The sequence below is a fragment of the Polaribacter ponticola genome, assembly GCF_026191475.2.
Lineage (GTDB): Bacteria > Bacteroidota > Bacteroidia > Flavobacteriales > Flavobacteriaceae > Polaribacter > Polaribacter ponticola.
The window spans coordinates 992932-1019522 of the sequence record NZ_JAOSLC020000003.1; the positions used below are offsets into that span (position 1 = coordinate 992932).

The window sequence follows — 26591 nt, forward strand, 5'->3', positions numbered from 1 at the left end:
TCTCTTGATTCTTAATTATCCTCTAATCCTTTTTTTCTATTTGTTTCATAATCTTCAAAAATCATTTCACCTAAACCTTTTAAGCCAGTATAAAATGCTTTTCCTTGATTTGCTTGTGTAAATGCTTTTACAAATTGCATTAAGTAAGGATCTTGTGCAATCATAAAAGTAGTAATTGGTATGTGCAACTTTCTGGCTTGTTGAGCCATTGCATAACACTTATTTACAATGTGTGTATCCAAACCATTACTATTTTTATAATATTGTCCATCAGGCAAACGCAAGCAACTTGGTTTACCATCTGTAATCATAAAAATCTGTTTGTTGGTATTTTTCTTTCTACGTAATAAATCCATAGCCAATTGCAAACCAGCAACAGTATTTGTGTGATATGGCCCAACTTGTAAATAAGGTAAATCTTTAATTTTGATGGTCCAAGCATCATTTCCAAAAACTAAAATATCTAAAGTGTCTTTTGGGTAACGTGTTGTAATTAATTCAGCCAAAGCCATTGCAACTTTTTTGGCAGGTGTAATTCTATCTTCACCATACAGAATCATTGAGTGACTAATATCAATCATTAACACAGTACTCATCTGACTTTTATGCATGGTTTCTTCCACCACCAAATCATTTTCAGAAAGCGTAAAATCGCCAATTCCATTATTAATTTGTGCGTTTCTAATGCTTTCAGTCATGGAAACTCTATCTAAATTATCTCCAAATTGATACGCTCTAAAATCTCCTGTATGTTCATCTCCAATTCCTGGCGATTTACTTTTATGATTTCCAGAACCACTTCTTTTAATTTTACCAAAAATATGATTTAACGCTTGTTGGCGAATAGCTCGTTCAGTTTTTGGAGTAATTTTAGTGCCTCCTGTTCCATCACCTTTTATCTCTTCTTTTATGTACCCTTTTTTCTTTAAATCTTCAACAAAATCATCAATGGTATAATTCTCATCAGTTAAATTATACTCTTTATCTAAAGAGCGTAGCCAATCTATGGCTTCATCAAAATCGCCAGAAGTATGCGTAATTAATTCTTTGAATATTTCAAATAACTTATCAAAAGGAGATTGATATTCTTCCTCATAAGTTTTAAAAATAAATCCTTTTCTCTTATTGTTATTTATCATTACCATAAAAATAAGCTTTTAAGCAACGTATTTTAAGACATTAACATTAGTTTATTATATGCTAATATCAATTTGTTTTATAAATACATTAAAAGATTAAACAAAAAAAATTATATATTTACAATATGGCTAAAATTCTAATTACAGGTGGCACAGGTTTGGTTGGTAAAAGATTAACAAAAATGTTAGTTAAGAATAATCATGAAGTGCTTGTTTTAAGTAGAAGTCCAAAGAAGGAAAATGAATTTAGATGGAATCTTTCTGAAAATTTTATAGATAAGAAAGCTTTAGAAAACGTTGATTATATTATTCATTTAGCTGGTGCAGGTATTGCTGATAAACGTTGGACAGACGAAAGAAAAAAATAATTATTGATAGTAGAGTTAAAACTGCCAACCTACTTTTTAACAAAATAATTGAATATAAAATTAATTTAAAAGGATTTATTTCTGCATCTGGAATTGGATATTACGGAGCAATAACCAACAATAAAACTTATAAAGAAACAGACAAACCAGGAACTGATTTTATTGCTAATGTTTGTAAACAATGGGAAAAAGCAGCAGAACAATTTTCTAATAAAAACATTCCGGTAACTATATTAAGAACAGGGATTGTATTATCTAAAGAAGGAGGCGCATTAGAAAAAATGAAAACGCCAATACTATCTCCTTTAGGTTCTGGAAAACAACATATACCTTGGATTCATATTGATGATTTATGTCTGATGTATTTAAATGCAGTAGAAGGTAATTTAACAGGTGTCTTTAACGCGGTTACTCCAGAAAACCATACGAGTAAAACATTTTCTAAAACACTAGCAAAAAACCTAAAAAGACCTTATTTAGCAATTGGGGTTCCTAGTTTTCTTTTAAAATTGATGTTTGGTAATTTGTCTGTAATATTACTAAAAGGAAGTAAAATTTCTGCAAAAAAAATCGAAAAGAGAGGTTTCTCTTTTCGATTTAGAACGCTTAAAAAAGCATTAAATAATTTATAATTATTTTAAAATGTAGTTGTAATATTTAATGCTACTTCACTCCAAGTTTTAGAAACTCCATCTGCTCCTTTATGTAAATCTAAACAAGCAGTATTTAAAGATGCTAAGGCTGCAGAAGCATTCCAATTGTTTACATCCATAATAGCTTTCATATTAAAAGACTTGTCTGCAATTGTATATGTAAATGGTACGTTTTTCTCAACACCATTCATTTTAATAGTTGCTACTCCATTTGTATCATCTATAATCACTAATTTACCAGAAAGTAATTTTGTGTTATCCATAATACCAAAAAAGAACTTTTTAATTTTAAAATCTCTGCTTGTGTCTTTTGTAAAAATACTACTTACAGGTATAGAAAATTCAGTATTATTTATTGCTTCTTTAATGCTGTTTCCTTCTCCACCTGAAAGAACATCTACTTTTTTAAACTGACCACCAACTCCTACTTTTGCAGAAGTTTTATAAGCAGTAAAGTTAATTTCATTTTTTGCGTTAGAAACAGAAAATGCAGCTTTAGATTTTTTAGTTTCAGCTTTGGTTTCTGTTTTTTTTACTTCTGATTTACATGCTGAAAAATTAAACGCAGTTGCGATCACTAAAAATGATATTACAAATATTTTTTTCATGATTATTATCTTTTAATTAAATTGTTTTGGCTAATTCTATGTATTCCTTTTTGGCTTGTTCTGCAGACATACCATTTAATTGCATCCAAGCATTAAACTTAAAAGCACTTCTTACATCAGAACCACTATTAAACGAGAATTTATTACCAAAGTTAGCTTGCTTATAATAAGCATAAAACTTTAGCATAACATCTGGAGCAACTGCTTTTTTTAATTTAGATATTCTATCAAAAGCTGCTTTATACTCTTTGTCTAATTGCGTACTATTTTCCTGCGATAACTTGGACACCACCTTTTACTTTATCTCCTAATTTTACATTTACTTTAGTCCCTAAAGGCAAATAAACATCAACTCTAGATCCAAATTTTATAAATCCAGCATCTGTTCCTTGTACAACTTTATCTCCTTCTTTAGCGTAGTTTACTATTCTTTTCGCTAAAGCTCCTGCAATTTGTCTATATAAAATCTCACCAATGGTTTTATTTTCTATAACAACTGTAGTTCTTTCATTTTCTGTAGATGCTTTAGGATGCCAAGCAACTAAATATTTTCCTGGATGATATTTACTATACTTAACAATACCACTCATTGCGTATCTTGTAACATGCACATTTATTGGCGACATAAAGATTGAAACTTGTAATCTTTTATCTTTAAAATATTCTGGTTCTTCAACTTCTTCTATAACCACTACTTTACCATCTACAGGAGCAATAATTACATTGTCATCTAAATTTGTAACTCTTTTAGGATTTCTAAAAAATTGCAATACAATAATAACGAATCCTAAAATAATAACTTGAATAGCTTTAACTAACCAATTGATATCAATAAAATTTTCTGCTAATAAAATTCCTGCTATAGCTATTATAAACGTAATTACAATAATTTTATAACCTTCCTTATGAAATTTGATCATGTTTTATATAATAAAGTTAATATACAAATATACGAATGGGGCAGCAAACAACAAACTATCTAATCTATCTAAAATACCACCATGCCCTGGCATTATATTTCCACTATCTTTAATTTTAGCTTGCCTCTTGAATTTAGATTCTACTAAATCTCCAATAGTGCCAATTACTGAAACTATTATACTAATAACTAACCAATTTAACATAGAAAAGTCTAAATTAAATTTACTTATAAATATAGCAGCTACTAGGGAGAAAACCAATCCACCTATAAAACCTTCAATCGTTTTTTTAGGTGAAACAGAAGGAAACAATTTATTCTTTCCAAAGTTTTTACCAACTAAAAAAGCAAAAGAGTCGTTTACCCATATTATAGATAAAATACTAATCATTAATTCTGGATGAAAACTGTTTTCGTAAAAAGGTAATAATACTAAAAAACACATAGAAAATATAACGTATCTTATCGTTACAGCTAGTTTAGTACTTGTTGTAGAAAATTTAATTTCTATTTTAGTAAATAGTTGATAAATTAAAAAAATAGAAGAGATAATAGTTACTGCTAAAATTCCAACAGTTGCTAAACTATCAGGTTTACTTAATACTAAAAATATAACTGCTGCAAAAAAAACATAAGAAATATAGTTTTTTAATTTTATCATTCTAATAAATTCCCAAACAGACAAAAAACCAAACACAGTAATTAATACTAAATAAGATTCTTTAGAAAATAATATTGCCGAAATAAATATTAAAACGAAAATAATTCCAGAAAAACTCCTTCTTAAAAGGTTGCGCATATTATAAATCTTCTAATAGCAGCAAATATAAGTTTTTTGAGTTACTGTTGCCATAGTTTAAAAAATTATCATCACTTTTATTAATCATGTAATTCTTTATGGCAGATATATTCGTAGGTAAACTTTTAGTGCAATTTGTTTTGATTCCTGTTAACCCTTGCCCAGTATCTTTAACCAACTGACTAGTAGTAGCATAAACTATAAAATTTTCTGGATAATCTCTTAATTTAGTACTCCCTAATTGATTAGAAGAAAACAAAACGTCTCCATTATCTGCTATTAAATGTTCGCAAGAAGCAAAAACTGGAGTATCAATATTAAAATTACTTACAATCTTTATGTTTTTTTTAAATAAAGGGGCAAGTCGTTTATCCAAAAGGAAAATTTCTTTCCAATTGTTTTCAGAAATCACTCTTTCAAGGTTATCAATTACTTCCTCTTTTTTTACAGAATACAGAAACTTACCACCTTTTTCTACAAAATTGTGTACGAATAAATCATCAAGAGATAATTTTACATCTTGTTTCTGTATTTCTTCATCCTCCTTTACGGGGATATTAAAAAGTTTTTTAAAAAAATTCATTCTAAAAAATTATTCTTCTGATATTTTATCTACTTCAGAAGTCTTTACTTCTTCTGTTTTAACCTCTTCGATTTCAGTATCAAATGGTCTTTTACCAAAAATCTCTTGTAAATCATCCTTAAAAATAACTTCTTTTTCTAATAGCAATTCTGCTAACACTGTTAGCTTTTCTTTATTTTTTTCTAAAAGTTCGATAGCTCTTACATATTGAGCTTCAATCATCTTAGAAATTTCTTTATCAATTTTCTTCGCAGTATCTTCACTATAAGGTTTTACAAAACCATCATTACCAGAAGAATCATAATATGTAATATTACCAACTTCATCATTTAAACCATAAACGGTTACCATGGCTCTGGCTTGTTTTGTAACCTTTTCTAAATCACTTAAAGCACCTGTAGAAATTTTATTAAAAATAATTTTCTCTGCTGCTCTACCTCCTAAAGTAGCACACATTTCGTCTAACATTTGTTCTGTCTGAACAATCATTCTTTCTGCCGGTAAATACCACGCAGCTCCTAATGATTGACCTCTTGGTACAATAGTTACTTTAACTAATGGTGCTGCATGTTCTAACATCCAACTTATTGTTGCATGCCCTGCTTCATGAAAAGCGATTACTTTCTTTTCTTTTGGTGTAATAACTTTATTTTTCTTTTCTAAACCACCAACAATTCTATCTACAGCATCTAAAAAATCTTGATGATGTATTGCTTTTTTACCTGTTCTTGCTGCAATTAAAGCCGCTTCATTACACATATTTGCAATATCTGCTCCAGAAAAACCTGGTGTTTGTTGTGCCAAAAAATCAATTTTAACATCATCTGCAAGTTTTAAAGGTTTAATATGAACTTCAAAAATTTCTTTTCTTTCATTTATATTAGGTAAATCTACATAGATTTGACGGTCGAAACGACCCGCACGCATTAATGCGCTATCTAATACATCTGCTCTATTTGTAGCTGCTAGCACTATTACATTAGTATCTGTTCCAAAACCATCCATTTCAGTCAATAATTGATTTAACGTATTTTCACGTTCATCATTACCGCCAGTCATACTATTTTTTCCACGAGCTCTACCAATTGCATCTATCTCATCAATAAAAATAATAGATGGAGATTTTTGTTGTGCTTGTTTAAATAAATCTCTAACTCGAGAAGCTCCTACTCCAACAAACATTTCTACAAAATCTGAACCAGATAAAGAAAAGAAAGGCACATCTGCTTCACCTGCTACAGCTTTGGCTAATAATGTTTTTCCTGTTCCTGGAGGACCAACTAACAAGGCTCCTTTTGGAATTTTACCTCCTAAAGAAGTATATTTTTCAGGATTTTTTAAGAAATCTACAATTTCTTGTACTTCTTCTTTTGCTCCTTCTAACCCTGCTACATTTTCGAATGTAGTTTTTACTTTAGTGTCTTTATCAAATAATTTAGCTTTCGATTTACCAATACTAAATATTTGGCCTCCACCACCAGATCCTGCACCACCACCAGACATTCTTTTCATAAAAAACAACCAAACTCCAATTAAAATAATAAATGGCAAAAAACCAAGAAAAGCATCAAAAACACTTGTTTGCTCCTTATTATCTATATCTACAATTAAGTTTTTTTCTTTTTTTACTAAGGTTATACTTTCTTCAAAAGTTCTTAAGTCTCCAAAATTGTATTCGTATACAGGAGAACCCGGTCTGTAAAAAGTAGAAGTTGTTTGTTTTTTATGAGCCTCTTTTTTTAAAGCATCATTGGTTAGAAATATTTGTGCAATATCTCTATTTACAACTACAATTTCTTTAATATCATTATCTCTTAATATTTCTTCAAATTTATTTTTAGAAATACTTTTTGAGGCTAAATCACCACTATTAAAAAATTGAATTGCAATTATTGCAATAAAAATTGCCCCATAAATCCAATAAGAATTAAACTTAAATTTAGGCATTTTTGATTTGTTATCTTTATTTGAATCACTCATATATTAAAAAATGAATAAGATTAATTAGGATTAATTTTGGTAATTTTTGCATCTCCCCAAAGGCTTTCGATATCGTAATAATCTCTAACCTGTTTTTGAAAGATATGAACTGCTACATTAACATAGTCCATTAAAACCCACTCAGAGTTTGTTTGTCCTTCTATATGCCAAGGTTTATCTTTAAGTTCTTTACTCACCATTTTTTGAACAGAACCAGAAATAGCATTCACTTGTGTATTAGAATTACCAGAACAGATTATAAAATAATCGCAAACAGTATTCTCAATTTCTCTTAAATCAAGTAATTGAATATCCTCTCCTTTTACCTCATCAATACCCTTTATAATTACAGCGATTAGATCGTCTGTGCTTACTTGCTTTTTTGTCATTAGTTTTTTTCTAATTTATCGCAAAGTTATTCTTTTTTTGCGAGTTTTTTGCTTAATATTGAACTACTTTACACTTTATTTAACACTTGAAAATAATCAAACTTAATGCCATTGATTCTACCAATTCTTTTTTAAAAGAAATGGCAGCCAATTCTACTCTCGAAAATTTTACTGTAATTGTAACTCAAGAACAGACAAATGGTCGTGGTCAACAAGAAAGCACCTGGGTTTCCGAACCCCATAAAAACCTAACTACCAGCATATTTACTAATAATTTAAATTTAGAAACCTATTATCAAAAATACTTAAACTTTGCTGTTTGTTTATCTATATTTGAAGTACTTAATACTAAAAAAATTTCTAATTTAAGAATAAAGTGGCCTAACGACATTATGGCAGAAAACAAAAAAATCTGCGGTCTATTAATAGAGAACACAATTAAAGGTAGTAAAATTAATAATTCTATTATAGGAATTGGGTTAAATGTGAATCAAGAAGTGTTTCCTAGTTATTTGAAAAATGTAGCTTCTTTAAAAAATCTTACTAATATCAATTTTGATTTAGAACTATTATTAATTGAAATTGTTGAAAAATTAAAAGAAAAAATTACGATTCTATTATCAAAAGAGTATGGTGTTTTAGAAACAGAATATTTAAATGTTTTGTATAAAAAAAACATCCCAACTATGTTTAAAGATAGTAACGATGTTTTGTTTATGGGTAAAATTATTGGAATATCTGATCTCGGTTATCTAGAAATAGAGTTAGAAGATGAAAGTATCCAACAATTTGGTATTAAAGAAGTTTCTCTAGCTTAAACCTTCTAAATTATCAGTTAACGTTTCTATAAAACTATTTAGTGGTTTTTTTACCATCATAGCCATCATCATATTAAATTTACCGTTAAAATCTAACTGTACTTCAGAAGAAGTAGCATCTATTCCATCAATATTTGCAACTAACTCGAAATCTAATTTACTACTAGCTGCCCCTAAAGTAATACTAGAATATTCTATTTGTTCTTTTAAAACCAATCTAATTTCTGGCATCCCTTTTAATCCGAAGATAAAAGAATCTCCATCTACTTCAAATTTCTGAATAGATTCGGGCATTAACTGTTCAAAGTTTTTTAAATCGGTTAAAAACTCAAAAGTTTCTTTTTGAGACTTGTTTACAGTTACTTTATTTCCATTAATATTCATATTCTTTCTAGTTTTATTTTATTGATTCCACTCACTTGGGTTTGCTCTCCACTCTTGCAAAGTAGCCAATTCTTTTTGTGTAATATAATTACTTTCTAAAGCTTGCTCTAGTAAATTATCGTAATTACTAAGCGTGGTTAAACTTACGTTTTTTTCTTTAAAGTTTTCTGTAGCAATATCAAATCCGTAAGAAAAGATGGCAACCATCCCTTTAACAACAGCTCCAGCTTCTTTTAATGCAGCAACTGCATTTAAACTACTGTTACCTGTGCTAATTAAATCTTCAATTACCACTACGTTTTGTCCGCTTTCTAAATGCCCCTCAATTTGGTTTTTTCTTCCGTGTTTTTTAGGTTCTGGTCTTACATATACAAATGGCACGCCTAATTCTTGGGCAACTAATATACCAATTGCAATTGCGCCAGTAGCAACACCAGCAATAACATCTGGCTTGCCATACTCTAATTCAGCAATTTTTGCAATTTCTTCTTTTAAAAAGACACGCACAGGAGGATATGAAAGTGTTACCCTATTATCACAATAAATAGGAGATTTCCATCCAGAAGCCCAATTAAAAGGTTCTGATGGGCTTAACTTTATTGCTTTAATTTGCAACAAAAGTTCAGCAGTTTTTTTTGCAGTATCTTTGTTTAAAATCATATCGCAAATGTATAAAGTTTTTGTAAATGATGCCCTTATAATTTTAACATCTTCGTTAAAAAAAGAAAATAATTTTCCAACGTACAATTTTAAGGATATTGTAGTCGATAAAATTATACAACAACTACAGAATAAAGAAGCTCTTGGTCTTACTTTATACTCTTCTAATTTAGAGAAAGACTGGAAAAAATTTACCAGTTTTATGACGGTAATTCCTGCTGCTGGCGGATTAGTGCTTAACAGTAAAAAAGAAATACTCTTTATTTACAGAAATAATGTTTGGGATTTACCTAAAGGCTGGATCGAAAAAAACGAAGCTATAGAAACTGCTGCTATTAGAGAAGTAGAAGAAGAATGTGGTATTTTCGATTTAACAATTACTAAAAAACTACTTACCACTTATCATATTTATTTTCACAAAGGCATAAAACTAAAAAAAACACATTGGTTTTTAATGACTTCTAATTATGATAAAGAATTAATACCACAATTAGAAGAAGGCATAACCAAAGTTTGTTTTAAAAATGTCTTTAAAACTGATGAAGCTTTAAAAAACACCTACGCAAATATAAAATTAGTGTATGATACTTATAAAGAAGGCTAGTTTTTTAAAAAAACGGAGTATCTTTGCCGACTTTTAAAAGCGATAAAACATTATGACTGAATTTATTAGAAAAATAATACCAAATGCTAAAGATGATGTCTTAGCAGGAATCACAGTTTCTTTAGCTATGATACCAGAAGTTGTAGCTTTTGCTTTTGTTGCTCAAATAGATCCTTTAGTTGCACTTTCTGGGGCATTTATTATCGGATTAATTACTGCTATTTTTGGCGGAAGACCAGGTTTAATTTCTGGCGCTGCAGGTGCTGTTGCTGTAATTTTTGTTTCTATGATTGCAGAAGGCCATACAAAAGGAATGTTGTTTGATGCACCTGTAGATAATATGGGCTATTTCTATTTACTTGCCTGTGTAATTTTAATGGGTGTTATACAAATACTTGCTGGTGTTTTTAAATTAGGTCGTTTTGTACGTTTAATTCCGCATTCTGTAATGATGGGATTTGTAAACGGATTAGCAATCGTAATTTTTTGGGCGCAAGTAAAAATGTTTTCTCATAAAACATTATCGGTTTCAAAAGAAGGTGTAAAAGAGTATGTGAGCACTTTTATGAGCGGAACAGAATTATATATTATGCTAGGTTTAGTTGGTTTAACAATGGCCATTATATGGGTATTGCCAAAAATCACTAAAAAGATACCGGCATCTTTAACAGCTATTTTAATTACTACATTAATTGTTGTTTTTTCTGGAATGGAAGTTTCAACCGTAGGTTCTTATATTATTGAAGGTGGAGGAACTGGTTTAAAAGGAGAATTTCCAACACCTAATTTAGAGCTTTGGCAAAATTTACCTTTTAATTTAGACACGCTAACATTTATTTTACCTTTTGCTTTTTTAGCGGCTTCTGTTGGTTTAATTGAGTCTTTAATGACCATGAATTTAGTAGATGAATTAACAGAAACTAGAGGAAACGGAAACAGAGAATGTGTTGCACAAGGAGCTGGTAATATTGTAAGTGGTTTGTTTGGTGGAACTGGTGGTTGTGGTATGATTGGGCAAACTGTTATAAATATTAATGCTGGCGGACGTGGACGTTTATCTGGTATTATGATGGCAATAACCTTACTTACTTTTATTCTTTTTACTGATAAATTAATAGAACAAGTGCCTATTGCTGCATTAGTTGGTGTTATGTTTATGATGGTTATAGAAACTTTTGCTTGGTCTAGTTTTAGAATTTTAAAGAAAATACCTAAGTCAGATGCTTTTGTACTAATTATAGTTTCTACCGTAACTGTAATTTTTGATTTAGCAATTGCAGTTTTTGTAGGTGTTATTGTTTCTGCATTGGTTTTTGCTTGGGAAAGCGCTAAGAAAATTAGAGCTAGAAAACGTATTAAAGAAGACGGAACGAAAGTTTATGAAATTTGGGGACCTCTTTTCTTTGGTAGTATTTCTGCTTTTAATGAAAAGTTTGATGTTAAAAACGACCCAGAAAATGTAGAGATAGATTTTGTAGAAGCTCGTGTTTCCGATCATTCTGCTATAGAAGCTATTTTTGCTTTAGTAGAAAAATACCAAGCTGCAAATAAAAAAATTACACTAAAACATTTAAGCGAAGATTGTAAATTATTACTTTATAAATCTAGCCCGATATTTACAGATATTATTATAGAAGATATCGATGATCCTCGTTATCATTTAGCGGCTAATCCAGAAAAGTTCCCTAAAGCTTTGAAAGAATATAAGTTTTAGAGGAAAGTGTAGTTTTATCAGTAATGCAAACCTTTTACTGCTATTTCTGCTGAATATAAAGAAACAAAATCTTTATCATTTAAAAATTCATTATACAATGCTGCAATTAGATATTTTCTAATTGCAGCATTATTGTTTTCTCCTTTTTCATTTCCTAAGTGAACACCTCTTTTATATATGGCAAATAATTTATGCTTCTGTTTTATTTCAAAACCATTAATATCATAATAAACATCTGTTTCAGCTTCATGCCAATCAGTCCAATAAAACCATTCATTTGTAGTATTGAATGTCAACAATTCTTCCTCCCATTTTAACCCTAAACTTTCTACATACAGCTTAGCTTGATTCTCTGTTTCACAATAATACTCTCCATTATTAAAACAATATCCCTCATTCATTCCTTTTCCATTGAAATCATTTACTCTAGCATATTTTTTCATATTTAATAATTTATGTAAATATATAAAATTGATACTTATTGTATGTTGATAAAAGAATACAATAAGTATAGTTTAGATAAATGGTAAATAAATTTATTCTTAAAGAATTTGGAGTAAGAATTCGAGAGCTAAGACTAGAAAATAATTTAAGTCAAGAAAAACTTTCTTTTAAAACAGGCTTTCATAGAACTTATATTGGAATGATAGAAAGAGGTGAAAGAAATATTTCCCTAACTAATATTGCAGTATTTTCTAAGGTTTTTGAAATGGATTTATCGGATTTATTAAACTTCAAAAATCAGAATAAGAATCTAAGTTATCATAATTACAAATTAAAGACTGATAAATTAGATGAGTAGAGCTTATTATAAAAATTCAATTTCAAAATTTGTTCTAGAAGATTCAAATTCAATTTTAGGGCAATTAAGCTTAAATCACACTAATCGTTCATTAGAAGATTTACAAAAAAATGCATGGGTAAAACAGATTGAAATTCTTAAGAATGAATTAAAACAAGTAAACGGGGCAATCTATTTTGAATTTCAAATCCCCAGAATGGGAAAAAGAGTAGATAATATTATTATAGTTGATGATTGTGTTTTTGTTATTGAATTTAAAGTTGGAGATGATAAATATGGTAAACATGCAGAACTACAAGTAATAGACTACTGTTTAGATTTAAAAAATTTCCATGAAGGAAGTCACTTTGTCAAATTGATTCCTTTATTGGTAGCTACTAATGCTGAAGATAGTCTTGTTAATATAAATGAAGTATTAAAACACAACGAAGTTGCAAAATGTAATAAAAAAGGAATAAAAAAAGTATTGAAAGTTTTATTCAGAATCCCAAAGATAAAATTGATATTAAAATTTGGGAGAACTCAATATACAAACCAACTCCAACAATTATTGAATTTGCTCAATCATTATACAAAGGACATGATGTAAAAGAAATATCTAGGCATGATTCTGAAAAAATAAACCTAGCTAAAACTTCTAATTATATTAATGAAGTTATAGAAAGTTCTAAATTAAATAATAAAAAGTCAATTTGCTTTATAACTGGAGTTCCAGGAGCAGGAAAAACTCTAGCTGGGTTGAATATAGCAAACGAAAGAATGAGGGCTGATGAAGATGAACATGCTGTTTTTCTTTCAGGAAATGGACCTTTAGTAGAAGTATTAAGAGAAGCTTTAGCTAGGGATTTAGTTTTATCATCAAAAGAGAAAGAAGAAAGAGTAACAAAAGACGATGCAAAAAGAAGGACAAATACTTTTATTCAAAATATACATCACTTTAGAGACGAATATCTAACTCCTAATCTAATTCCAACAGAAAAAGTTGTTGTTTTCGATGAAGCTCAAAGAGCATGGAATAAAAAACAAGTTAGTTCTTTCATGAAAAGAAAAAGAGGTCTTGAAGATTTTGAAATGTCTGAACCCGAATTTTTGATGAGATGTTATGAATCGTCATCAAGACTGGTGCACAATTGTTTGTCTTATTGGAGGTGGTCAAGAAATAAATACAGGTGAAGCTGGATTAGAAGAATGGATTAATGCTTTTCAAAATGAATTTGAAGATTGGGAAATTCATTTTTCAAATTCAATTATTAACAGCACAAATTATATAAAAACAGAGACTCAACGAACTTGGTTATTAAAAAATGGAATTTCTGAAAAAGACTTACATTTATCCGTCTCTCTACGTTCTTATAGGTCTGAACAAGTGTCTGCATTTGTGCATGAATTATTAGAATTAAATTTAGATAATACTAAAAAACTATATTCTGAAATTAAAAACTCATTTCCGTTTTTCTTAACAAGAGATATAGATACAGCAAAAGATTGGTTAAGAAAAGAAAGTAAAGGTACAGAAAGGATAGGATTAGTAGCGTCTTCAGGTGCAAGAAGGTTAAAAGCTTTAGGCCTTGACGTAAAGAATGAAATATCAGCCCCTAACTGGTTTCTAAACTCAAGTGATGATATTAGGTCTTCATCTTTTCTAGAAGATATTGCAACTGAATTTGATATTCAAGGACTCGAAATTGAGAGAACTTGTTTAATATGGGGAGCAAATTTTCATATAGTAAATAATAAATGGAAATACCAAAGTTTCAAAGGCACAAAGTGGATGAATATTAATCAAGAAATAACTAAAAGCTATCTCAAAAACACTTATCGTGTTTTATTGACTAGAGCTAGACAAGGAATGATTATCTACATTCCTAAAGGCTCAAATATAGACCATACAAGACCAGATATATTTTATGATGAAACTTATAAATATTTAAAAAAATCGGCATAGAAGAATTATTCTAAACCAACCCTTCATCCACCAAAGGCAAACTTCTATAACGCTTCCCAGTTGCATTAAAAATAGCATTACAAATTGCAGGCGCCATAATAGGAACACCAGGTTCTCCAACACCGGTTGGAGGTTCAGTGCATTTTATCTAAAATATCTATATAAATGTTTGGTGCATCTTTCATTCTTGTCATTTGGTAATCGAAGAAATTATTTTGTTCTACAGCGCCTTCTTTGGCAGAAATTTTACCGTACAACGCTAAAGACATTCCAAAAATAGCAGCGCCTTCTAATTGATTTTTAACATTGTCTTTATTTAATGCCAAACCACAATCTATAGTAGTCCAAATATTTTCAACTTTTACTTTTTTATCGTTTACAGAAACCTCAACGATGGTTGCTACATAACTATAAAAGCTATAATGGATTGCAACACCAAAACCATGATTCTCTGGTAATTTTTTGCCCCAATTTGCATTTTTAGCTGTGGTTTTTAACACCTCTTTCATTCGTTTTGAGTTGTACGGATGTTCAGATTTACCATGAATAATTCTATCTTTTCCTAACAAATCTAAATGAAACTGTACAGGATCTTTTTTAGCAGCAAATGCCATTTCATCTACAAAAGAATTATTACCAAAACCACTATGTATATTTACCACAGAACGCATCCAACCAATTCTTAAATGTGCTTCTGCTTTTACATTTTCTAATCTAAAATTATCTAATTCGTACGGATTATTCGTAAACCCTTGGTTTAATTCTAAGCCAGAAGTATAATCAGACATTGGTTTAAAAGAAGACACAATTGATGGTACTGCAACTCTTTGTAACCAACCAGAAACATTTCCTTTTTTATCTAAACTTGCTTTTAAATATTGCGCACTAGTAGAATGATAAAAACTATGTTTTATATCGTCTTCACGCGTCCAAACAACCTGTACAGGCGCATTTATTTTTTTTGATAAAGCAACCGCTTCTACCACAAAATCTGATTTAGATTTACGCCCAAAACCGCCACCTAAAAAAGTAACATTTATTGTTACGTTTTCTAAAGGAATCTCAAAGAAATGTGCAATTTCTGCTCTTGCCGTTTGCGGATCTTGCAAAGGCGCCCAAACCTCAATTTTATCATTTTGAAACCAAGCGGTAGCATTTGGCACTTCCATTGGCGCATGTACCAAAAACGGAACATGATAGGTTGCTTCTACCACTTTTTCTGCATCGCTAAAAGCAGCCGATACATTACCTCTACTTCCAGGAACTACTTTTCCGTTTACTTGTAATCTCTCTGTTAAAGTCTCTTTAAATTTATCGGTATCAAAAGAATGATTATCGCCATAATCCCATTCTATATTTAAGTTTAGTTTTCCTTGAAAAGCAGACCATGTATTATTTGCAATTACTGCAACACCGCCCAATGCTCCAAAAAACTGACCTGTTGGTGGTACAATTCTATCTAAAGTAATTACTTTCTCTACACCTGCTGTTTTTTCTGCATCAGAACTATCAACACTTTTAACGGTTCCGAAAGTTACCGGACATCTTGCAATTGCTGCAAATTTCATATTCGGTATTCTAACATCTATTCCGTAAGTTGCAGTACCGTGTGTAAAATCTTTTAAATCGACACTTTTTAAAGTTTTACCTATAAATTTAAAATCTTCTACTTTTTTAAGTTTGATGGTTGCTTCATCCGGAATTGCAACTTTTAAAGCTTCAACAACTAAATCGCCAAAGAAAATTGTATCATTTGTTTTTTTATTGATAATAAAATGATTTTCTGCTTTACAAACTGCTTCATCAACATTCCATTTTTTTGCAGCAGCTGTAATTAACATCGCTTTTGCAGTTGCTCCCATTTTACGCATCGGTTCTAATAAAGTTCTTACACTTGCAGAACCATCTGTATTCTGATTGCCATATTTGGCATTTCCTGTTGCTTGTTTTACGGTAATGTATTTCCAATCGGCTTCTAATTCATCTGCAATTGCAGATGCTAAAGAAGTTCTAATACCTTGTCCCATTTCAGATCGAGAAGCTATTAAAATAATGTTACCACTTTGCTGCATTTGCACAAATAAATTAGGCGTAAAAATTCCATCTGTTTGTGGTAAAAATTCTTTTTTATCCGAAGATATTGTACAACCTAAAATAATTCCGCTAGAAGCTAAACCAAATAATTTTACAAAATCTCTACGGTTTATTTGTTGTATGTTGCTCATATTGCTTCGTTTTTAAGTTCAATGGCTTTATGAATCGCTTTTCTAATTCTCGTATAAGTTCCGCATCTACAAATATTATCGCTCATTGCTTTATCAATATCTTTGTCTGTAGGTTTTGCTATTTTATCTAACAAAGAAGTTGCGGCTATTAATTGCCCAGATTGACAATAACCACATTGTGGCACATTACCATCGTTCCAAGCTTTACGCAAAAATTCTAAATTATTAGAAGACCCTTCAATTGTAAAAATCTCTTTTCCTATTCCGTAAGAAACAGGCATACTACAAGATTTTGTTAAATTACCATCAATTAAAATAGAACATGCTCCACATTGTGCAACACCACAACCAAATTTAGTACCTGTTAAACCAATAATATCTCTAATTGCCCATAAAAGAGGCATATCTTCCTGCACCTCTATGGAATACGATTTTCCGTTAATTGAAAGTGAAATCATTTTATTTATAAATTTTGTGCTTACAAGGTAGTCAAATTTTAAAAAATATTTTAACTCATTCTTCTTAAATAAAATTTTACTTTTTTTACCTCTTAAAATTGGTTAACCAATTAAAAATCATATATATGAAGTTATTTTTTTTAATTAGTATTTTATATATTTTAAGCATAACAAATACAAGTTCGCAAGTTGTATTATCAGCTAATGGCGCTGGCGATACCTATAAATTAATAAATTCTGTTCTTGCACCAAACTATGATGTTGTTGAAGTGCCAGATTGTAATCATGCTAGTTTTGGAAGACATATAGATGAAGTTTTTGACACAGATTTAAACAAAAATGTATTTCGTTTTTTTATACATACAGAAAATGATAACGATCGTTGTAAAAATTTTGATAGACAACGTAATGAAATTAAAACGTATGATAAAAGTCCGGAAAATTTAAAAGGAATTGAAGGCGAAAAAGTGATTTATAAATGGAAAATGAAAATTGATGCTAATTTTAAAGCGTCCTCTAGCTTTACACATTTACATCAATTAAAATCTGTTGATGGCGATTACGCATCGATACCAATGTATACTTTAACTGCTAGAAAAGGTACACCAGATAAATTAGAATTAAGACAAACAAATACCAACGACCAAGAGACTTTAATAAAAGTAGATTTATCTTTATTAAAAGGACATTGGGTAGAAATTACCGAAAAAATAGCGTTTGGAAACAACGAAACTTATTCTATAAAAATAGAAAGAATAGATAACCAAAAAGTTGTTTTAGAATATAAAAATACTAATATTGGAAATTGGCAACAAGGTGCAGAATTTGTAAGACCTAAATGGGGAATTTATAGAAGCTTAAATAATGTTGCCGACTTAAGATACGAAGAGGTTTTGTTTGCAGATTTTAGTGTAGAAGAAGTAAGCACATTAAGTTTAAATAATTTAAAAGCAAATAATCAGCTGATTAAAACATACCCGAATCCTGCAAAAGACACATTACATTTAACCGAAAACGCGAGTAATAATTATGATACTATTTTAATTTTTAACGTTTTAGGGAAACAAATAGATAGAAAACAAAACAATAATAAGTCTACAGTAGATGTATCTAATTTAAAAAAAGGATCTTATTATTTTATCTTTAAAAAGGATGAAAAAATTGTGAGTAAAAACACAGTTATTATAAAATAACACAATTTTAAAACAAAATACAAACTGGCATTGAGATAGAAATCTCATCCACAAAAGTTAATTTACCTGTTTTAAAATTTCTTTTAAAAGAAACGATATTGTCTGTATCTTGATTTGCTACTAACAAAAAATCTTCATTTGGTGAAAATGAAAAACTTCTTGGACTTTTACCTAAAACAGATTGATATCCTATTGTTTTTAGCGTTCCGTTTTCTGAATTTACTTTATAAATAGCAATAGAATTATCTCCGCGATTAGAAGCATATAAAAACTTACCGTCTTTTGTGATATGAATATCTGCTGCTTTACTAAATGCCGTAAATCCTTTTGGAAGTGTGGAAATTGAAGAATCTATATAATAATTTTCTTCTTTTTCTTTTACCAGTGAAACCGTATTGTTAAGTTCATTTAAAACATAAATCCATTTATTATTTGGATGAAAAGTTAAATGTCTTGGACCAGCTCCTTCAGCCAGTTTTAATGTTTTCTGATTGGTAAAAAAACTCGTTTTTACTTGTATCAATTGTAGAAAACCATAATTGATTTGTGCCTAAATCTACAGAAATCACTTCGTTTTTTGAGGGATGAAACCACGTAGAATGTGCATGCGGTGCTTCTTGTCTTTTGGTTGTTCCTTTTCCTGTATGTTGTTGTACAGCTACTAAATCTGATAATTCACCTGTATTTTTTGCGTTTAATAAGCCTACATTTCCGCCAGAATAATTAGCTACTAAAACCTGATTTTTATTGTTTACGGTTACAAAACAAGGATGTGCTCCTCCAGATTTGGAAGTGCTAATTAAAATTAACGAGTCGTTTTCAATTTTATAAGATTTTACAAAACCGGTTCCGTTTTTATCCGTTTCATCAACTGTAAAAAGTGTTTTAGAATCTTTACTTTTTGCTAAAAAAGAAGGATTATTGGTTGCTGCAACTAATCCTATTTTGTTTAATTTTCCTTCTTTAGAAATACTAATTTTATAAATTCCTTTGCTTTCTTTTTTTGTATAGGTTCCTACATAAAAAGTATTATTTTCTTCTAAAGTAGAAGTACAACTACTTATTAAAACTACGGCAATTAACATTGTAAATACTATTGATAATTTATTCATGCTTAAAATTTATCTGTGGAGTTTTCCAGGTTATTGAGTCTCCTAAAAGCTGATGTTTTTCGCTAACTACATTGGCTTTTTTAGGAACAAATTTTATTAAAGTATAATCTGTATCTCTATTTTTATAAAAGTTTTCCCAATCTGATTTCCAGAAATTGTCTTTGGCTTTTTTCGTATTTACAATACTTGCAACTCCTTGTAAAGTAACATAACTAACACTTTCTTTATCAAAATAATAAAGAGATACATTTTTGTTTTTTCTAATTTGCTTTACTTTTAAACTATGTGTATTTGTACCCAACCAAACTGTAAAATCTGCTTCTGGTAAAAAAGGATCCATGGTTCTTACATTTGCTACTCCTAAAGAATCTACTGTAATTAATGCGCAGTTTTTTGCGGTAATCATAATTTCTTTTGCGACTTCTTTAATGTCTTTTTTAACAACATTATTTGTATTGGTGCAACTCATAAAAAAGATTAGTAATAAAGTATTCAGAAAATATTTCATCAAAAATTACAATTTAAAAAACTTTAAAAATAGGTAAGCGTAAATGTGCTTTTTCATAATAAGGTGAATTCTTATAAATGAAATCTAGTTGCAATCTTGGGTTTTTAGCAAATTTTTCATCCGAAGTTAACTTTTCTTCAAAAGCTGTTTTTAAAGCTGTGTTTTCTTTTAATAACTTTTCTGCAACTTCTTCAAACACATAACCAGAATAGCCTTCTTTTTGTTGTAAAATAGTATCGAAAAAATTCCAATTAAAAAAGAATCTGTTGCTTCTGCTTCTAAGGTTTCTAGTAAATAACGTACGCCATTTTGGTTTGTAGTGATTAGTAAATCTCCTGCTTTAAAAGTAATTTCTTGTAATGATTTTTCTACAACTGTATTATAATGTAAATAATGACCTTCATAAGGTGCTTTTCTACTTTTAAAATCTTTAATATGGTTTACCTCTACATTAATTACTGTATCGTTTTCAAAATACGTGTATTCTATAGCGTTATTATTTAACCTATCAATAACGTTATGCCAGCCGCTTTGTAAAATATAAGCTTTTGGAATTGTAACTTCTTTGGTTACCGCAAATTCATCAAAGTATTTAACCTCTTTATCAAAAGGTAAACTTCTATCATAAAATAATCTTTTACCGTTGGTTACTTTACTATCGATTTCTTCACCTTCATATCCTTTAAAATTTAAGGTTCTAAACTTTTCTTTGTCAACTTTATAATGAATAGGATATGTTTTTTTTGCTAAAATTTCATCCGTTGCTTTAGCACGTAAATCTTTTATAACTTCTGAGTTCTCTTCTGTAAAATCGAAAGCAGAAAAAAGCAGCTCATAAGTTTGTTCTACTCTTGTTTTATAAGGTTTTAGCATGTGTGTTTCTACCATTAAACCGAGTGTATGAAACAATGTTGTGTAGCCTGTAGAATATCTTGGAGAATCGAAAAACTGAGAAAAACCTGCTTCTGGTGTTGTACCCCAAACATTTACATAAGGTGTAATATTTATATTTTTTTCTTTTAAAGACGCTTCTAATTCTGGTCGCATTTCGTTCTGTAAAAACGCACCTAAATTACCGCCTAATTTATTATGTTGTGTAAATAAATGAGTAATTGCATATTGATAATCGGCGCCATTACTTACATGATTGTCTATAAAAACATCCGGATTTACAGTATGAAAAATTTCTGCAAAAGTGGCTGCATTTTTAGTGCCTTGTTTTATAAAATCTCTGTTTAAATCGTAATTTCTAGCATTTCCTCTAAAACCGTATTCTAAAGGTCCGTTTTGGTTTGCTCTCGAATGCGAATTTCTATTTAAAGAACCGCCAACATTATACACAGGAATAACACAAATAATAGAATTTTTATATTTTTCGATTAAAGAATCATTTTGAACAATGTCTCTTAATAACAACATAGAAGCATCAATTCCATCTGATTCTCCTGGATGAATTCCGTTGTTAATTAAAATTCTATTTTTTGTCGAATTATTAATTTCATCAACATTATAAATTCCTTCTCGGTTAAAAGTTACCAAATGCAAAGGTTCGCCAGCATCTGTTTGCCCAAAAGAAAATAATGAAATCTGACTATATTCTTCGGATAGTTTGGTGTAATAAGAAATTACATCTTTGTATTCTGGTGTTTCCGTTCCTTTTGAAGTTTCGAAAAGGGTTGTAAAATCTGTATTTTCTTTAGATGATGAATCGCAAGAAATTATTAGAATACATAGTGTAATAAGAAATACTATTTTTTTCATTTTAATGAATAATTAAAAATAAATGAAATATAAATTATTTAACTCTAACAGAAGCAGGAACTAATTTTGTGTAATCTCCATCGTTTCTTATTACATCTCTTACAATTGAAGAAGAAATGTAAGAAGTACTTGCTGCTGTTAATAAAAACACGGTTTCTATTGGCGCTAAATCTCTATTTGTATGTGCAATTGCTTTTTCAAACTCAAAATCTGCAGGGTTTCTTAATCCTCTAAAAATAAAATCTACGTTATTCTCCTGACAAAAATGAACTGTTAACCCTTTATAAGTAACTACTTTAATTTTAGGTTCGTGTTTAAAGCAATCTTCAATAAATTTTTTGCGTTCTTCTAACGAAAACATATACTTTTTATCGGCATTTACACCAATAGCAATAATTAATTCATCAAACAACTTTACGCCTCTTTCTATAATATCTACATGTCCTAATGTTAAAGGATCAAACGACCCTGGAAAAATTGCTCTTTTCATATGTTTACCTATTATTTGCCACTAATTCATAAATTATCTTTACTATAAACGAACTTTAAATTTCACGAATTTATAACTATTAATTCGTGTATTTATTTCTATCCACAAGCACTAACAATTGCACTTTCAAATAACTCACTTAAACTTATATCTGCTGCTTTTGCTTGTTGCGGCAAAATACTTTCTTCCGTCATTCCTGGAACGGTATTCATTTCTAAAAAATAAGGTTCTCCATCCACAAAAATATATTCAGATCTAGAAAAACCAGACATATTTAAAATATTATACACTTTTTCTGCAACAACTTCTACCCTATTTTGTTCTTCTGCGGATATTCTTGCAGGTGTAATTTCTTGCGATTTTCCTTCGTATTTTGCTTCATAATCAAAGAAATCATTTTCAGATACAATTTCTGTAATTGGCAAAACTTTGGTTGCTCCTTTATACTGTATAACACCAACTGAAACCTCTATTCCATCTAAAAAAGATTCAATTAAAATTTCTGAATCTTCTTTATAAGCAGTTTCTATTGCAGGTAAAATATCTTCTTTTGTATGTGCTTTTGAGATACCGTAGCTAGAACCTGCATTATTTGGTTTTACAAAACATGGCAAACCAACTTTGCTTATAATCTTATCTAAATTTACAACATCGCCTTTGTTTAAATAAATAGAAACGGCTGTTTTTATTCCGTATTCTTTAACAACACTTAAAGTATCTCTCTTATTAAACGTTAATGACATTTGATAAAATGGTGCAGACGTATGTTTAAGTCCTATTAAATTAAAATACGCTAATAATTCTCCATTTTCTCCTGGGTTTCCATGAATTGCATTAAAAACACAATCGAACGTAATTTTTGTTTTATTAAGTACAAACGAAAAATCGTTTTTATTAATAAAATATTCATTATTATCATCATCTAAAGCCACCCATTTTTCTTTTAAAATATGTACTCTAAAAGCTTGGTATTTATTTTTATTTAAATGATTGTAAACAACATTTCCGCTCTTTAAAGAAATATTAACTTCGGATGAAAAACCACCCATTACAATTGCTATATTTTTTTCATCAATTCTAAAATAATAAAACAAATTTATCAAAATATAAATAGAAACAACAACGTTTAGTTTTTATATCTTTGTACGTCTTAAAAACATACTATATGAGTATCTTTCAGTTTCTTAAAAGTAAAACTTTCTTTAAACAAATTGCATTTGCAATTATTGGTTTTATCATTGTTATTTTTTCATTAAAATTTTGGTTAAATAGTACTACAAATCACGATCAAAAAATACAAGTTCCAGAATTACATAAACTTACTATTTCTGAAGCAGAAAGAACTTTAAAAGAATTAGATTTAGACTTTAAAGTAATAGATAGCGCAAGTTATAACCCAACGTATCCTAAAAAATCGGTTATAGAACAAAGCCCAGAAGCTGGCGATTTTGTAAAAGAAAAGCGTAAGATTTATTTAACTTTAAATCCGTCTAAATATAGAGATATTACAATACCAGATTTAAACGGACGTACAAAAAGGCAAGCTGTTTCAGAATTACAAGCTATCGGTTTTATTGTTGGTACAAAGTTTTCTTATGTTAGAGATATTGGAAAAGATGTTGTTAGGGGTTTAAGACACAACGGAAAAATTATAAACCCTAATGATAAACTACCAAAAAACTCTATTATTCAGTTAGTTTTAGGTGACGGAAGAAGGTAATTAGAGTTTAAGTAAACAACAAAATAAAGTAAACGATTTGCAAGAAAACAATAATCAAGAAATAGAAAATGATGATTTATACGAACATCACAGATTTACAGCTAGTGAAGGACAAGAACCTTTAAGAGTTGATAAATTTTTAATGAACTTTGTTGAAAATGCTACAAGAAATAAAGTACAACAAGCTGCAAAAGCTGGTAATGTTTTGGTTAACGATGTTGCTGTAAAATCTAACCATAAAGTAAAACCTAATGATGTTGTAAGAGTTGTTTTATCTTATCCGCCAGCAGAACAATTATTAGTTGCAGAAGACATTCCGTTAGATATTGTTTATGAAGATGATACTGTAATGGTGGTAAATAAACCAGCAGGAATGGTTGTGCATCCAGGTCATGGAAATTATTCTGGTACTTTGGTTAATGGCTTAATACATCATATAGAAAGTTTACCAACAAATTCTAATGAAAGACCAGGTTTGGTGCATAGAATTGACAAAGATACAAGTGGTTTATTAGTAGTTGCAAAAACAGAATTTGCAATGGCACATTTGTCTAAACAGTTTTTTGACAGAACTACAGAGCGTTTATATTATGCTTTAGTTTGGGGAAATGTAGATGAAGATGAAGGCACAATTGAAGGAAATATTGGACGTAGCTTAAAAAACAGGTTACAAATGTCTGTTTTTCCTGATGGAGAATTCGGTAAACATGCGGTAACACATTATAAAGTTTTAGAACGTTTAACGTATGTTACGCTAGTACAATGTAAATTAGAAACAGGAAGAACACACCAAATTAGAGCTCATTTTAAATATATTGGACACACTCTTTTTAATGATGAACGTTATGGGGGTGATGATATTTTAAAAGGTACAACGTTTACAAAATACAAGCAATTTGTACACAACTGTTTTAAAGTTTTACCAAGACAAGCTTTACATGCAAAAACATTAGGTTTTACGCACCCAACAACGGGTGAATTTATGCGTTTTAACTCTGAAATACCTAAAGACATTACAGATTGTTTAGAGAAATGGAGAACCTATTCTGAGAATTCTAAAGATGTAGAATTAGATTAAACAATTTATAGTATAAAAAAACAGCTATTTAGATTCGAATCTAAATAGCTATTTTTTTTATGGAAAAGGATAAATTACTCTAACATCCAACGGAATAGATTTTCTTTATCTATGATAGACCAACTATGCGGATGTCTTTCTCCGTTTGCTCTAAATCCTTTATTTTGTGTAGCTATATAAGTTACATTTTTATATCCCTTACTTTTTAAAGATTTTGATAAATGCTTAATATAATATGCATTTGTATGCTCATAATCAGTTCTTCTATTTTCTTTCCACCAAGCAACATCTGGTTCTGTATATAATCTTATTTTGGTATTTTTAAGATTGTCTAAATTTTTAGTATAATCAGATTCCATCGTATAAACAGCATTCTTCTCATACATTGAAATTCCGTTTTTAGGACTTCCAAGTTTATCATTAAACATCTTAATAATCCAATTGCTTTCTGCTACAGAAACTTCTGAAAAATTTTTCTTAATATTTAATTCAGATGCTTTGTAAAGCGCCAAAAGATCTATTGGTGAATCTGCTATAAAAACCCCTTTAGGATCAATATAAAACTCCTTCATTCCGTTTATATAATTACTGATAAGCATACTCACAATTCCGCCACTAGAAAAACCTCCTATAAAAATATTTTTGTTTTGTAAATTATGATTTTCTAATGTTTTTTGTAAAAGAGTTGCTAAACCTTTCTTATCATCTTCTTCTAGCCAAAGCTTACTAGAGTAATTCATTAAAAGCAAACTAACATTGTTCTTCTTAGCAATATTTGTTATTTTAAATTCTCTTTTTATGTCTTCTGGTTTTTCACCAAAACCACCAAATAGTATTAAAACAGTTTTAGAATCTTTGCTTGCTTTTATCAATTCAAAATCATCAGTTTTAACAACTTCTGTTATGGTTTCTTTTTTTACAATTGTCTTTTTTTCTAATTTACAAGAAACAAACATTGCAATAAAAAATAGAATTGTAAGGTATTTATTCATTTAAAACTTATTATAAATTCTAAAATAATAAGATAGTATTTTAAGTTACACTCTTATTATTACGATCTGTATTATTATCTCTTTTTAACAAAAAGATAAAACTAGAAGAGATTAAAAACAATAGAATTGATACAACTATTATGATAACTCTCTTAGTTTTAAAAGTTTCTAAAACTTGATTATTTCTATCTTCAATAACTTTTACAAAAATATCTAATGGGTCAATAATTCGTTTTAATGAAGAATTATAACGCTCATCAAATAATGAATTACGTGCAGATTCTAGATTTGATTTTTCTTTAAGCTCACTAAAATTAACATTTTCTTTTAAATTGTCTTTCATTGTATTAAAAGCCATTTTCTCAACCAAAACTAATTGATCTGAAAGTTCTTGAGATGACTTTAATAAATCGAATTCTATTTTCTTTACACCTAAATTTCTTAAACTATCTAATATAGATATTGTTCTACCATCTGGTCTTGGTATTGCTCCATGTGCAACTTTTAAGCTCTTTTCATATTCTTGTTCATAAAAAGAATCACCTGTCATTACATATAGTCTTGCAAAGTCTGTTAATTCTTTAGAATGTGTTCTTAACTCACTAGCAAGCTTAAAAGATTTATATCTAACTTCTTGACTTTCGGCTAAATTATCTGTATTTTTTATTAAAAAATACACTGCAAACAAC

The 26591-nt window shown here is 29.4% G+C and carries 32 protein-coding genes and 1 pseudogene; 12 read left to right on the forward strand and 21 right to left on the reverse strand.

Going from position 1 to position 26591, the window contains the following annotated elements; all coding sequences use genetic code 11:
- Positions 1 to 11 precede the first annotated feature (11 nt).
- Positions 12 to 1139, reverse strand: a complete 1128-nt coding sequence (locus tag N5A56_RS09440) for a vWA domain-containing protein (RefSeq protein ID WP_265726124.1) — start codon at positions 1137 to 1139, stop codon at positions 12 to 14.
- 125 nt (positions 1140 to 1264) lie between these two features.
- Between N5A56_RS09440 and N5A56_RS09445 the strand changes: the two genes are divergently transcribed.
- Positions 1265 to 1507, forward strand: coding sequence for an NAD-dependent epimerase/dehydratase family protein (locus N5A56_RS09445; RefSeq protein WP_265725233.1), 243 nt, complete (start codon positions 1265 to 1267; stop codon positions 1505 to 1507).
- Complete coding sequence (locus N5A56_RS09450; protein WP_265725234.1) at positions 1483 to 2139, forward strand: TIGR01777 family oxidoreductase; 657 nt, start codon at positions 1483 to 1485, stop codon at positions 2137 to 2139. Before N5A56_RS09445 ends, N5A56_RS09450 begins: the two co-directional genes overlap by 25 nt.
- A 5-nt stretch (positions 2140 to 2144) precedes the next feature.
- Here N5A56_RS09450 and N5A56_RS09455 read toward each other — a convergent pair whose 3' ends face one another.
- From N5A56_RS09455 to rsfS, 7 genes are read right to left on the reverse strand one after another with little or no spacing between them, the layout of a single operon-like run.
- Positions 2145 to 2768: a YceI family protein gene (locus N5A56_RS09455; protein ID WP_265725235.1), complete on the reverse strand. Its 624-nt coding sequence runs from the start codon at positions 2766 to 2768 to the stop codon at positions 2145 to 2147.
- Between the two features lie 16 nt (positions 2769 to 2784).
- Positions 2785 to 3057 (reverse strand): acyl-CoA-binding protein, encoded by a 273-nt coding sequence (locus N5A56_RS09460; RefSeq protein ID WP_265725236.1) that lies wholly within the window; start codon positions 3055 to 3057, stop codon positions 2785 to 2787.
- The gene (locus N5A56_RS09465) at positions 3032 to 3688 is read right to left on the reverse strand and encodes a phosphatidylserine decarboxylase family protein (protein WP_265725237.1); all 657 of its coding nucleotides are present in this window, start codon (positions 3686 to 3688) and stop codon (positions 3032 to 3034) included. The genes N5A56_RS09460 and N5A56_RS09465 overlap by 26 nt, the downstream gene beginning before the upstream one ends.
- 3 nt (positions 3689 to 3691) lie before the next feature.
- A complete protein-coding gene (locus tag N5A56_RS09470) occupies positions 3692 to 4486 on the reverse strand; it encodes a phosphatidate cytidylyltransferase (protein WP_265725238.1) in 795 nt (264 codons plus the stop codon).
- A 1-nt stretch (position 4487) separates the two neighbouring features.
- The gene (locus tag N5A56_RS09475; RefSeq protein WP_274270370.1) at positions 4488 to 5069 is read right to left on the reverse strand and encodes a hypothetical protein; all 582 of its coding nucleotides are present in this window, start codon (positions 5067 to 5069) and stop codon (positions 4488 to 4490) included.
- A 9-nt stretch (positions 5070 to 5078) separates the two neighbouring features.
- The gene (gene ftsH, locus N5A56_RS09480; protein WP_265725240.1) at positions 5079 to 7049 is read right to left on the reverse strand and encodes an ATP-dependent zinc metalloprotease FtsH; all 1971 of its coding nucleotides are present in this window, start codon (positions 7047 to 7049) and stop codon (positions 5079 to 5081) included.
- A gap of 20 nt (positions 7050 to 7069) precedes the next feature.
- On the reverse strand, positions 7070 to 7438 hold the full coding sequence (rsfS, locus tag N5A56_RS09485; RefSeq protein ID WP_265725241.1) for a ribosome silencing factor: 369 nt from the start codon (positions 7436 to 7438) through the stop codon (positions 7070 to 7072).
- 86 nt (positions 7439 to 7524) lie between these two features.
- On the opposite strand from rsfS, the gene N5A56_RS09490 reads away from it, so the two are divergent.
- Positions 7525 to 8256 carry a biotin--[acetyl-CoA-carboxylase] ligase gene (locus N5A56_RS09490; protein ID WP_265725242.1) on the forward strand — a complete coding sequence of 244 codons (732 nt, stop codon included), beginning with the start codon at positions 7525 to 7527 and terminating at the stop codon, positions 8254 to 8256.
- On the opposite strand, the gene N5A56_RS09495 is transcribed toward N5A56_RS09490, so the two are convergent.
- Both N5A56_RS09495 and pyrE read right to left on the reverse strand, forming a co-directional pair.
- A complete protein-coding gene (locus tag N5A56_RS09495; protein ID WP_265725243.1) occupies positions 8248 to 8640 on the reverse strand; it encodes an SRPBCC family protein in 393 nt (130 codons plus the stop codon). The two genes, N5A56_RS09490 and N5A56_RS09495, sit on opposite strands and share 9 nt — an antisense overlap.
- Positions 8641 to 8658: 18 nt before the next feature.
- Positions 8659 to 9300: an orotate phosphoribosyltransferase gene (pyrE, locus tag N5A56_RS09500; RefSeq protein WP_265725244.1), complete on the reverse strand. Its 642-nt coding sequence runs from the start codon at positions 9298 to 9300 to the stop codon at positions 8659 to 8661.
- Positions 9301 to 9307: 7 nt separating this feature from the next.
- Between pyrE and N5A56_RS09505 the strand changes: the two genes are divergently transcribed.
- Positions 9308 to 9904, forward strand: coding sequence for an NUDIX hydrolase (locus N5A56_RS09505; protein ID WP_265725245.1), 597 nt, complete (start codon positions 9308 to 9310; stop codon positions 9902 to 9904).
- 52 nt (positions 9905 to 9956) lie between these two features.
- Positions 9957 to 11618 carry a SulP family inorganic anion transporter gene (locus N5A56_RS09510; RefSeq protein WP_265725246.1) on the forward strand — a complete coding sequence of 554 codons (1662 nt, stop codon included), beginning with the start codon at positions 9957 to 9959 and terminating at the stop codon, positions 11616 to 11618.
- Between the two features lie 17 nt (positions 11619 to 11635).
- On the opposite strand, the gene N5A56_RS09515 is transcribed toward N5A56_RS09510, so the two are convergent.
- A complete protein-coding gene (locus N5A56_RS09515; RefSeq protein WP_265725247.1) occupies positions 11636 to 12061 on the reverse strand; it encodes a hypothetical protein in 426 nt (141 codons plus the stop codon).
- A gap of 80 nt (positions 12062 to 12141) precedes the next feature.
- Between N5A56_RS09515 and N5A56_RS09520 the strand changes: the two genes are divergently transcribed.
- The 4 genes from N5A56_RS09520 (at position 12142) to N5A56_RS09535 (ending at position 14365) form a co-directional block, all read left to right on the forward strand.
- Positions 12142 to 12420 (forward strand): helix-turn-helix domain-containing protein, encoded by a 279-nt coding sequence (locus N5A56_RS09520; RefSeq protein WP_265725248.1) that lies wholly within the window; start codon positions 12142 to 12144, stop codon positions 12418 to 12420.
- Positions 12413 to 13009 (forward strand): hypothetical protein, encoded by a 597-nt coding sequence (locus N5A56_RS09525; RefSeq protein ID WP_274270371.1) that lies wholly within the window; start codon positions 12413 to 12415, stop codon positions 13007 to 13009. The genes N5A56_RS09520 and N5A56_RS09525 overlap by 8 nt, the downstream gene beginning before the upstream one ends.
- A gap of 110 nt (positions 13010 to 13119) precedes the next feature.
- Positions 13120 to 13593 carry a DNA/RNA helicase domain-containing protein gene (locus N5A56_RS09530; RefSeq protein ID WP_274270577.1) on the forward strand — a complete coding sequence of 158 codons (474 nt, stop codon included), beginning with the start codon at positions 13120 to 13122 and terminating at the stop codon, positions 13591 to 13593.
- Positions 13523 to 14365: a DNA/RNA helicase domain-containing protein gene (locus tag N5A56_RS09535; RefSeq protein WP_274270372.1), complete on the forward strand. Its 843-nt coding sequence runs from the start codon at positions 13523 to 13525 to the stop codon at positions 14363 to 14365. The genes N5A56_RS09530 and N5A56_RS09535 overlap by 71 nt, the downstream gene beginning before the upstream one ends.
- 134 nt (positions 14366 to 14499) lie before the next feature.
- Here N5A56_RS09535 and N5A56_RS09540 read toward each other — a convergent pair whose 3' ends face one another.
- Both N5A56_RS09540 and N5A56_RS09545 read right to left on the reverse strand, forming a co-directional pair.
- On the reverse strand, positions 14500 to 16590 hold the full coding sequence (locus N5A56_RS09540) for a xanthine dehydrogenase family protein molybdopterin-binding subunit (RefSeq protein ID WP_274270373.1): 2091 nt from the start codon (positions 16588 to 16590) through the stop codon (positions 14500 to 14502).
- Positions 16587 to 17048: a (2Fe-2S)-binding protein gene (locus N5A56_RS09545; protein ID WP_265725251.1), complete on the reverse strand. Its 462-nt coding sequence runs from the start codon at positions 17046 to 17048 to the stop codon at positions 16587 to 16589. Before N5A56_RS09545 ends, N5A56_RS09540 begins: the two co-directional genes overlap by 4 nt.
- A gap of 125 nt (positions 17049 to 17173) precedes the next feature.
- Here N5A56_RS09545 and N5A56_RS09550 point away from each other — a divergent pair, with 125 nt between their 5' ends.
- Positions 17174 to 18241, forward strand: a complete 1068-nt coding sequence (locus tag N5A56_RS09550; RefSeq protein WP_265725252.1) for a T9SS type A sorting domain-containing protein — start codon at positions 17174 to 17176, stop codon at positions 18239 to 18241.
- Between the two features lie 7 nt (positions 18242 to 18248).
- Here N5A56_RS09550 and N5A56_RS09555 read toward each other — a convergent pair whose 3' ends face one another.
- From N5A56_RS09555 to N5A56_RS09580, 6 genes and pseudogenes are all read right to left on the reverse strand, one after another.
- Positions 18249 to 18764, reverse strand: coding sequence for a lactonase family protein (locus tag N5A56_RS09555; RefSeq protein WP_274270374.1), 516 nt, complete (start codon positions 18762 to 18764; stop codon positions 18249 to 18251).
- Positions 18709 to 19353 (reverse strand): lactonase family protein, encoded by a 645-nt coding sequence (locus tag N5A56_RS09560; protein ID WP_274270375.1) that lies wholly within the window; start codon positions 19351 to 19353, stop codon positions 18709 to 18711. Before N5A56_RS09560 ends, N5A56_RS09555 begins: the two co-directional genes overlap by 56 nt.
- On the reverse strand, positions 19346 to 19861 hold the full coding sequence (locus tag N5A56_RS09565; protein WP_265725254.1) for a pyridoxamine 5'-phosphate oxidase family protein: 516 nt from the start codon (positions 19859 to 19861) through the stop codon (positions 19346 to 19348). The genes N5A56_RS09560 and N5A56_RS09565 overlap by 8 nt, the downstream gene beginning before the upstream one ends.
- 13 nt (positions 19862 to 19874) lie before the next feature.
- Positions 19875 to 21622: pseudogene (locus N5A56_RS09570) on the reverse strand (M14 family metallopeptidase).
- A 34-nt stretch (positions 21623 to 21656) separates the two neighbouring features.
- Positions 21657 to 22112, reverse strand: a complete 456-nt coding sequence (gene coaD / locus N5A56_RS09575) for a pantetheine-phosphate adenylyltransferase (protein ID WP_265725256.1) — start codon at positions 22110 to 22112, stop codon at positions 21657 to 21659.
- A gap of 98 nt (positions 22113 to 22210) precedes the next feature.
- Positions 22211 to 23215, reverse strand: coding sequence for a D-alanine--D-alanine ligase (locus tag N5A56_RS09580; protein ID WP_274270376.1), 1005 nt, complete (start codon positions 23213 to 23215; stop codon positions 22211 to 22213).
- 62 nt (positions 23216 to 23277) lie between these two features.
- Between N5A56_RS09580 and N5A56_RS09585 the strand changes: the two genes are divergently transcribed.
- Positions 23278 to 23832, forward strand: coding sequence for a PASTA domain-containing protein (locus N5A56_RS09585; RefSeq protein ID WP_265725258.1), 555 nt, complete (start codon positions 23278 to 23280; stop codon positions 23830 to 23832).
- A gap of 37 nt (positions 23833 to 23869) precedes the next feature.
- On the forward strand, positions 23870 to 24910 hold the full coding sequence (locus N5A56_RS09590; RefSeq protein ID WP_265725259.1) for an RluA family pseudouridine synthase: 1041 nt from the start codon (positions 23870 to 23872) through the stop codon (positions 24908 to 24910).
- 74 nt (positions 24911 to 24984) lie between these two features.
- Here N5A56_RS09590 and N5A56_RS09595 read toward each other — a convergent pair whose 3' ends face one another.
- Complete coding sequence (locus tag N5A56_RS09595; protein ID WP_265725260.1) at positions 24985 to 25902, reverse strand: hypothetical protein; 918 nt, start codon at positions 25900 to 25902, stop codon at positions 24985 to 24987.
- Between the two features lie 40 nt (positions 25903 to 25942).
- Entirely contained in the window at positions 25943 to 26581 is a 639-nt protein-coding gene (locus tag N5A56_RS09600; RefSeq protein WP_265725261.1) for a hypothetical protein, read from the reverse strand.
- Positions 26582 to 26591 lie beyond the last annotated feature (10 nt).

What these genes read in the sequence shown, in the direction of transcription:
- N5A56_RS09440 (WP_265726124.1), bottom strand. Translation starts at nt 1,139, where the DNA reads ATGATAAATAACAATAAGAGAAAAGGATTTATTTTTAAAACTTATGAG.
- N5A56_RS09445 (WP_265725233.1), top strand. Translation starts at nt 1,265, where the DNA reads ATGGCTAAAATTCTAATTACAGGTGGCACAGGTTTGGTTGGTAAAAGA.
- N5A56_RS09455 (WP_265725235.1), bottom strand. Translation starts at nt 2,768, where the DNA reads ATGAAAAAAATATTTGTAATATCATTTTTAGTGATCGCAACTGCGTTT.
- N5A56_RS09465 (WP_265725237.1), bottom strand. Translation starts at nt 3,688, where the DNA reads ATGATCAAATTTCATAAGGAAGGTTATAAAATTATTGTAATTACGTTT.
- N5A56_RS09470 (WP_265725238.1), bottom strand. Translation starts at nt 4,486, where the DNA reads ATGCGCAACCTTTTAAGAAGGAGTTTTTCTGGAATTATTTTCGTTTTA.
- N5A56_RS09475 (WP_274270370.1), bottom strand. Translation starts at nt 5,069, where the DNA reads ATGAATTTTTTTAAAAAACTTTTTAATATCCCCGTAAAGGAGGATGAA.
- ftsH (WP_265725240.1), bottom strand. Translation starts at nt 7,049, where the DNA reads ATGAGTGATTCAAATAAAGATAACAAATCAAAAATGCCTAAATTTAAG.
- rsfS (WP_265725241.1), bottom strand. Translation starts at nt 7,438, where the DNA reads ATGACAAAAAAGCAAGTAAGCACAGACGATCTAATCGCTGTAATTATA.
- N5A56_RS09495 (WP_265725243.1), bottom strand. Translation starts at nt 8,640, where the DNA reads ATGAATATTAATGGAAATAAAGTAACTGTAAACAAGTCTCAAAAAGAA.
- pyrE (WP_265725244.1), bottom strand. Translation starts at nt 9,300, where the DNA reads ATGATTTTAAACAAAGATACTGCAAAAAAAACTGCTGAACTTTTGTTG.
- N5A56_RS09505 (WP_265725245.1), top strand. Translation starts at nt 9,308, where the DNA reads ATGTATAAAGTTTTTGTAAATGATGCCCTTATAATTTTAACATCTTCG.
- N5A56_RS09510 (WP_265725246.1), top strand. Translation starts at nt 9,957, where the DNA reads ATGACTGAATTTATTAGAAAAATAATACCAAATGCTAAAGATGATGTC.
- N5A56_RS09515 (WP_265725247.1), bottom strand. Translation starts at nt 12,061, where the DNA reads ATGAAAAAATATGCTAGAGTAAATGATTTCAATGGAAAAGGAATGAAT.
- N5A56_RS09520 (WP_265725248.1), top strand. Translation starts at nt 12,142, where the DNA reads ATGGTAAATAAATTTATTCTTAAAGAATTTGGAGTAAGAATTCGAGAG.
- N5A56_RS09525 (WP_274270371.1), top strand. Translation starts at nt 12,413, where the DNA reads ATGAGTAGAGCTTATTATAAAAATTCAATTTCAAAATTTGTTCTAGAA.
- N5A56_RS09535 (WP_274270372.1), top strand. Translation starts at nt 13,523, where the DNA reads ATGAATCGTCATCAAGACTGGTGCACAATTGTTTGTCTTATTGGAGGT.
- N5A56_RS09540 (WP_274270373.1), bottom strand. Translation starts at nt 16,590, where the DNA reads ATGAGCAACATACAACAAATAAACCGTAGAGATTTTGTAAAATTATTT.
- N5A56_RS09545 (WP_265725251.1), bottom strand. Translation starts at nt 17,048, where the DNA reads ATGATTTCACTTTCAATTAACGGAAAATCGTATTCCATAGAGGTGCAG.
- N5A56_RS09550 (WP_265725252.1), top strand. Translation starts at nt 17,174, where the DNA reads ATGAAGTTATTTTTTTTAATTAGTATTTTATATATTTTAAGCATAACA.
- N5A56_RS09560 (WP_274270375.1), bottom strand. Translation starts at nt 19,353, where the DNA reads ATGAATAAATTATCAATAGTATTTACAATGTTAATTGCCGTAGTTTTA.
- N5A56_RS09565 (WP_265725254.1), bottom strand. Translation starts at nt 19,861, where the DNA reads ATGAAATATTTTCTGAATACTTTATTACTAATCTTTTTTATGAGTTGC.
- coaD (WP_265725256.1), bottom strand. Translation starts at nt 22,112, where the DNA reads ATGAAAAGAGCAATTTTTCCAGGGTCGTTTGATCCTTTAACATTAGGA.
- N5A56_RS09585 (WP_265725258.1), top strand. Translation starts at nt 23,278, where the DNA reads ATGAGTATCTTTCAGTTTCTTAAAAGTAAAACTTTCTTTAAACAAATT.
- N5A56_RS09595 (WP_265725260.1), bottom strand. Translation starts at nt 25,902, where the DNA reads ATGAATAAATACCTTACAATTCTATTTTTTATTGCAATGTTTGTTTCT.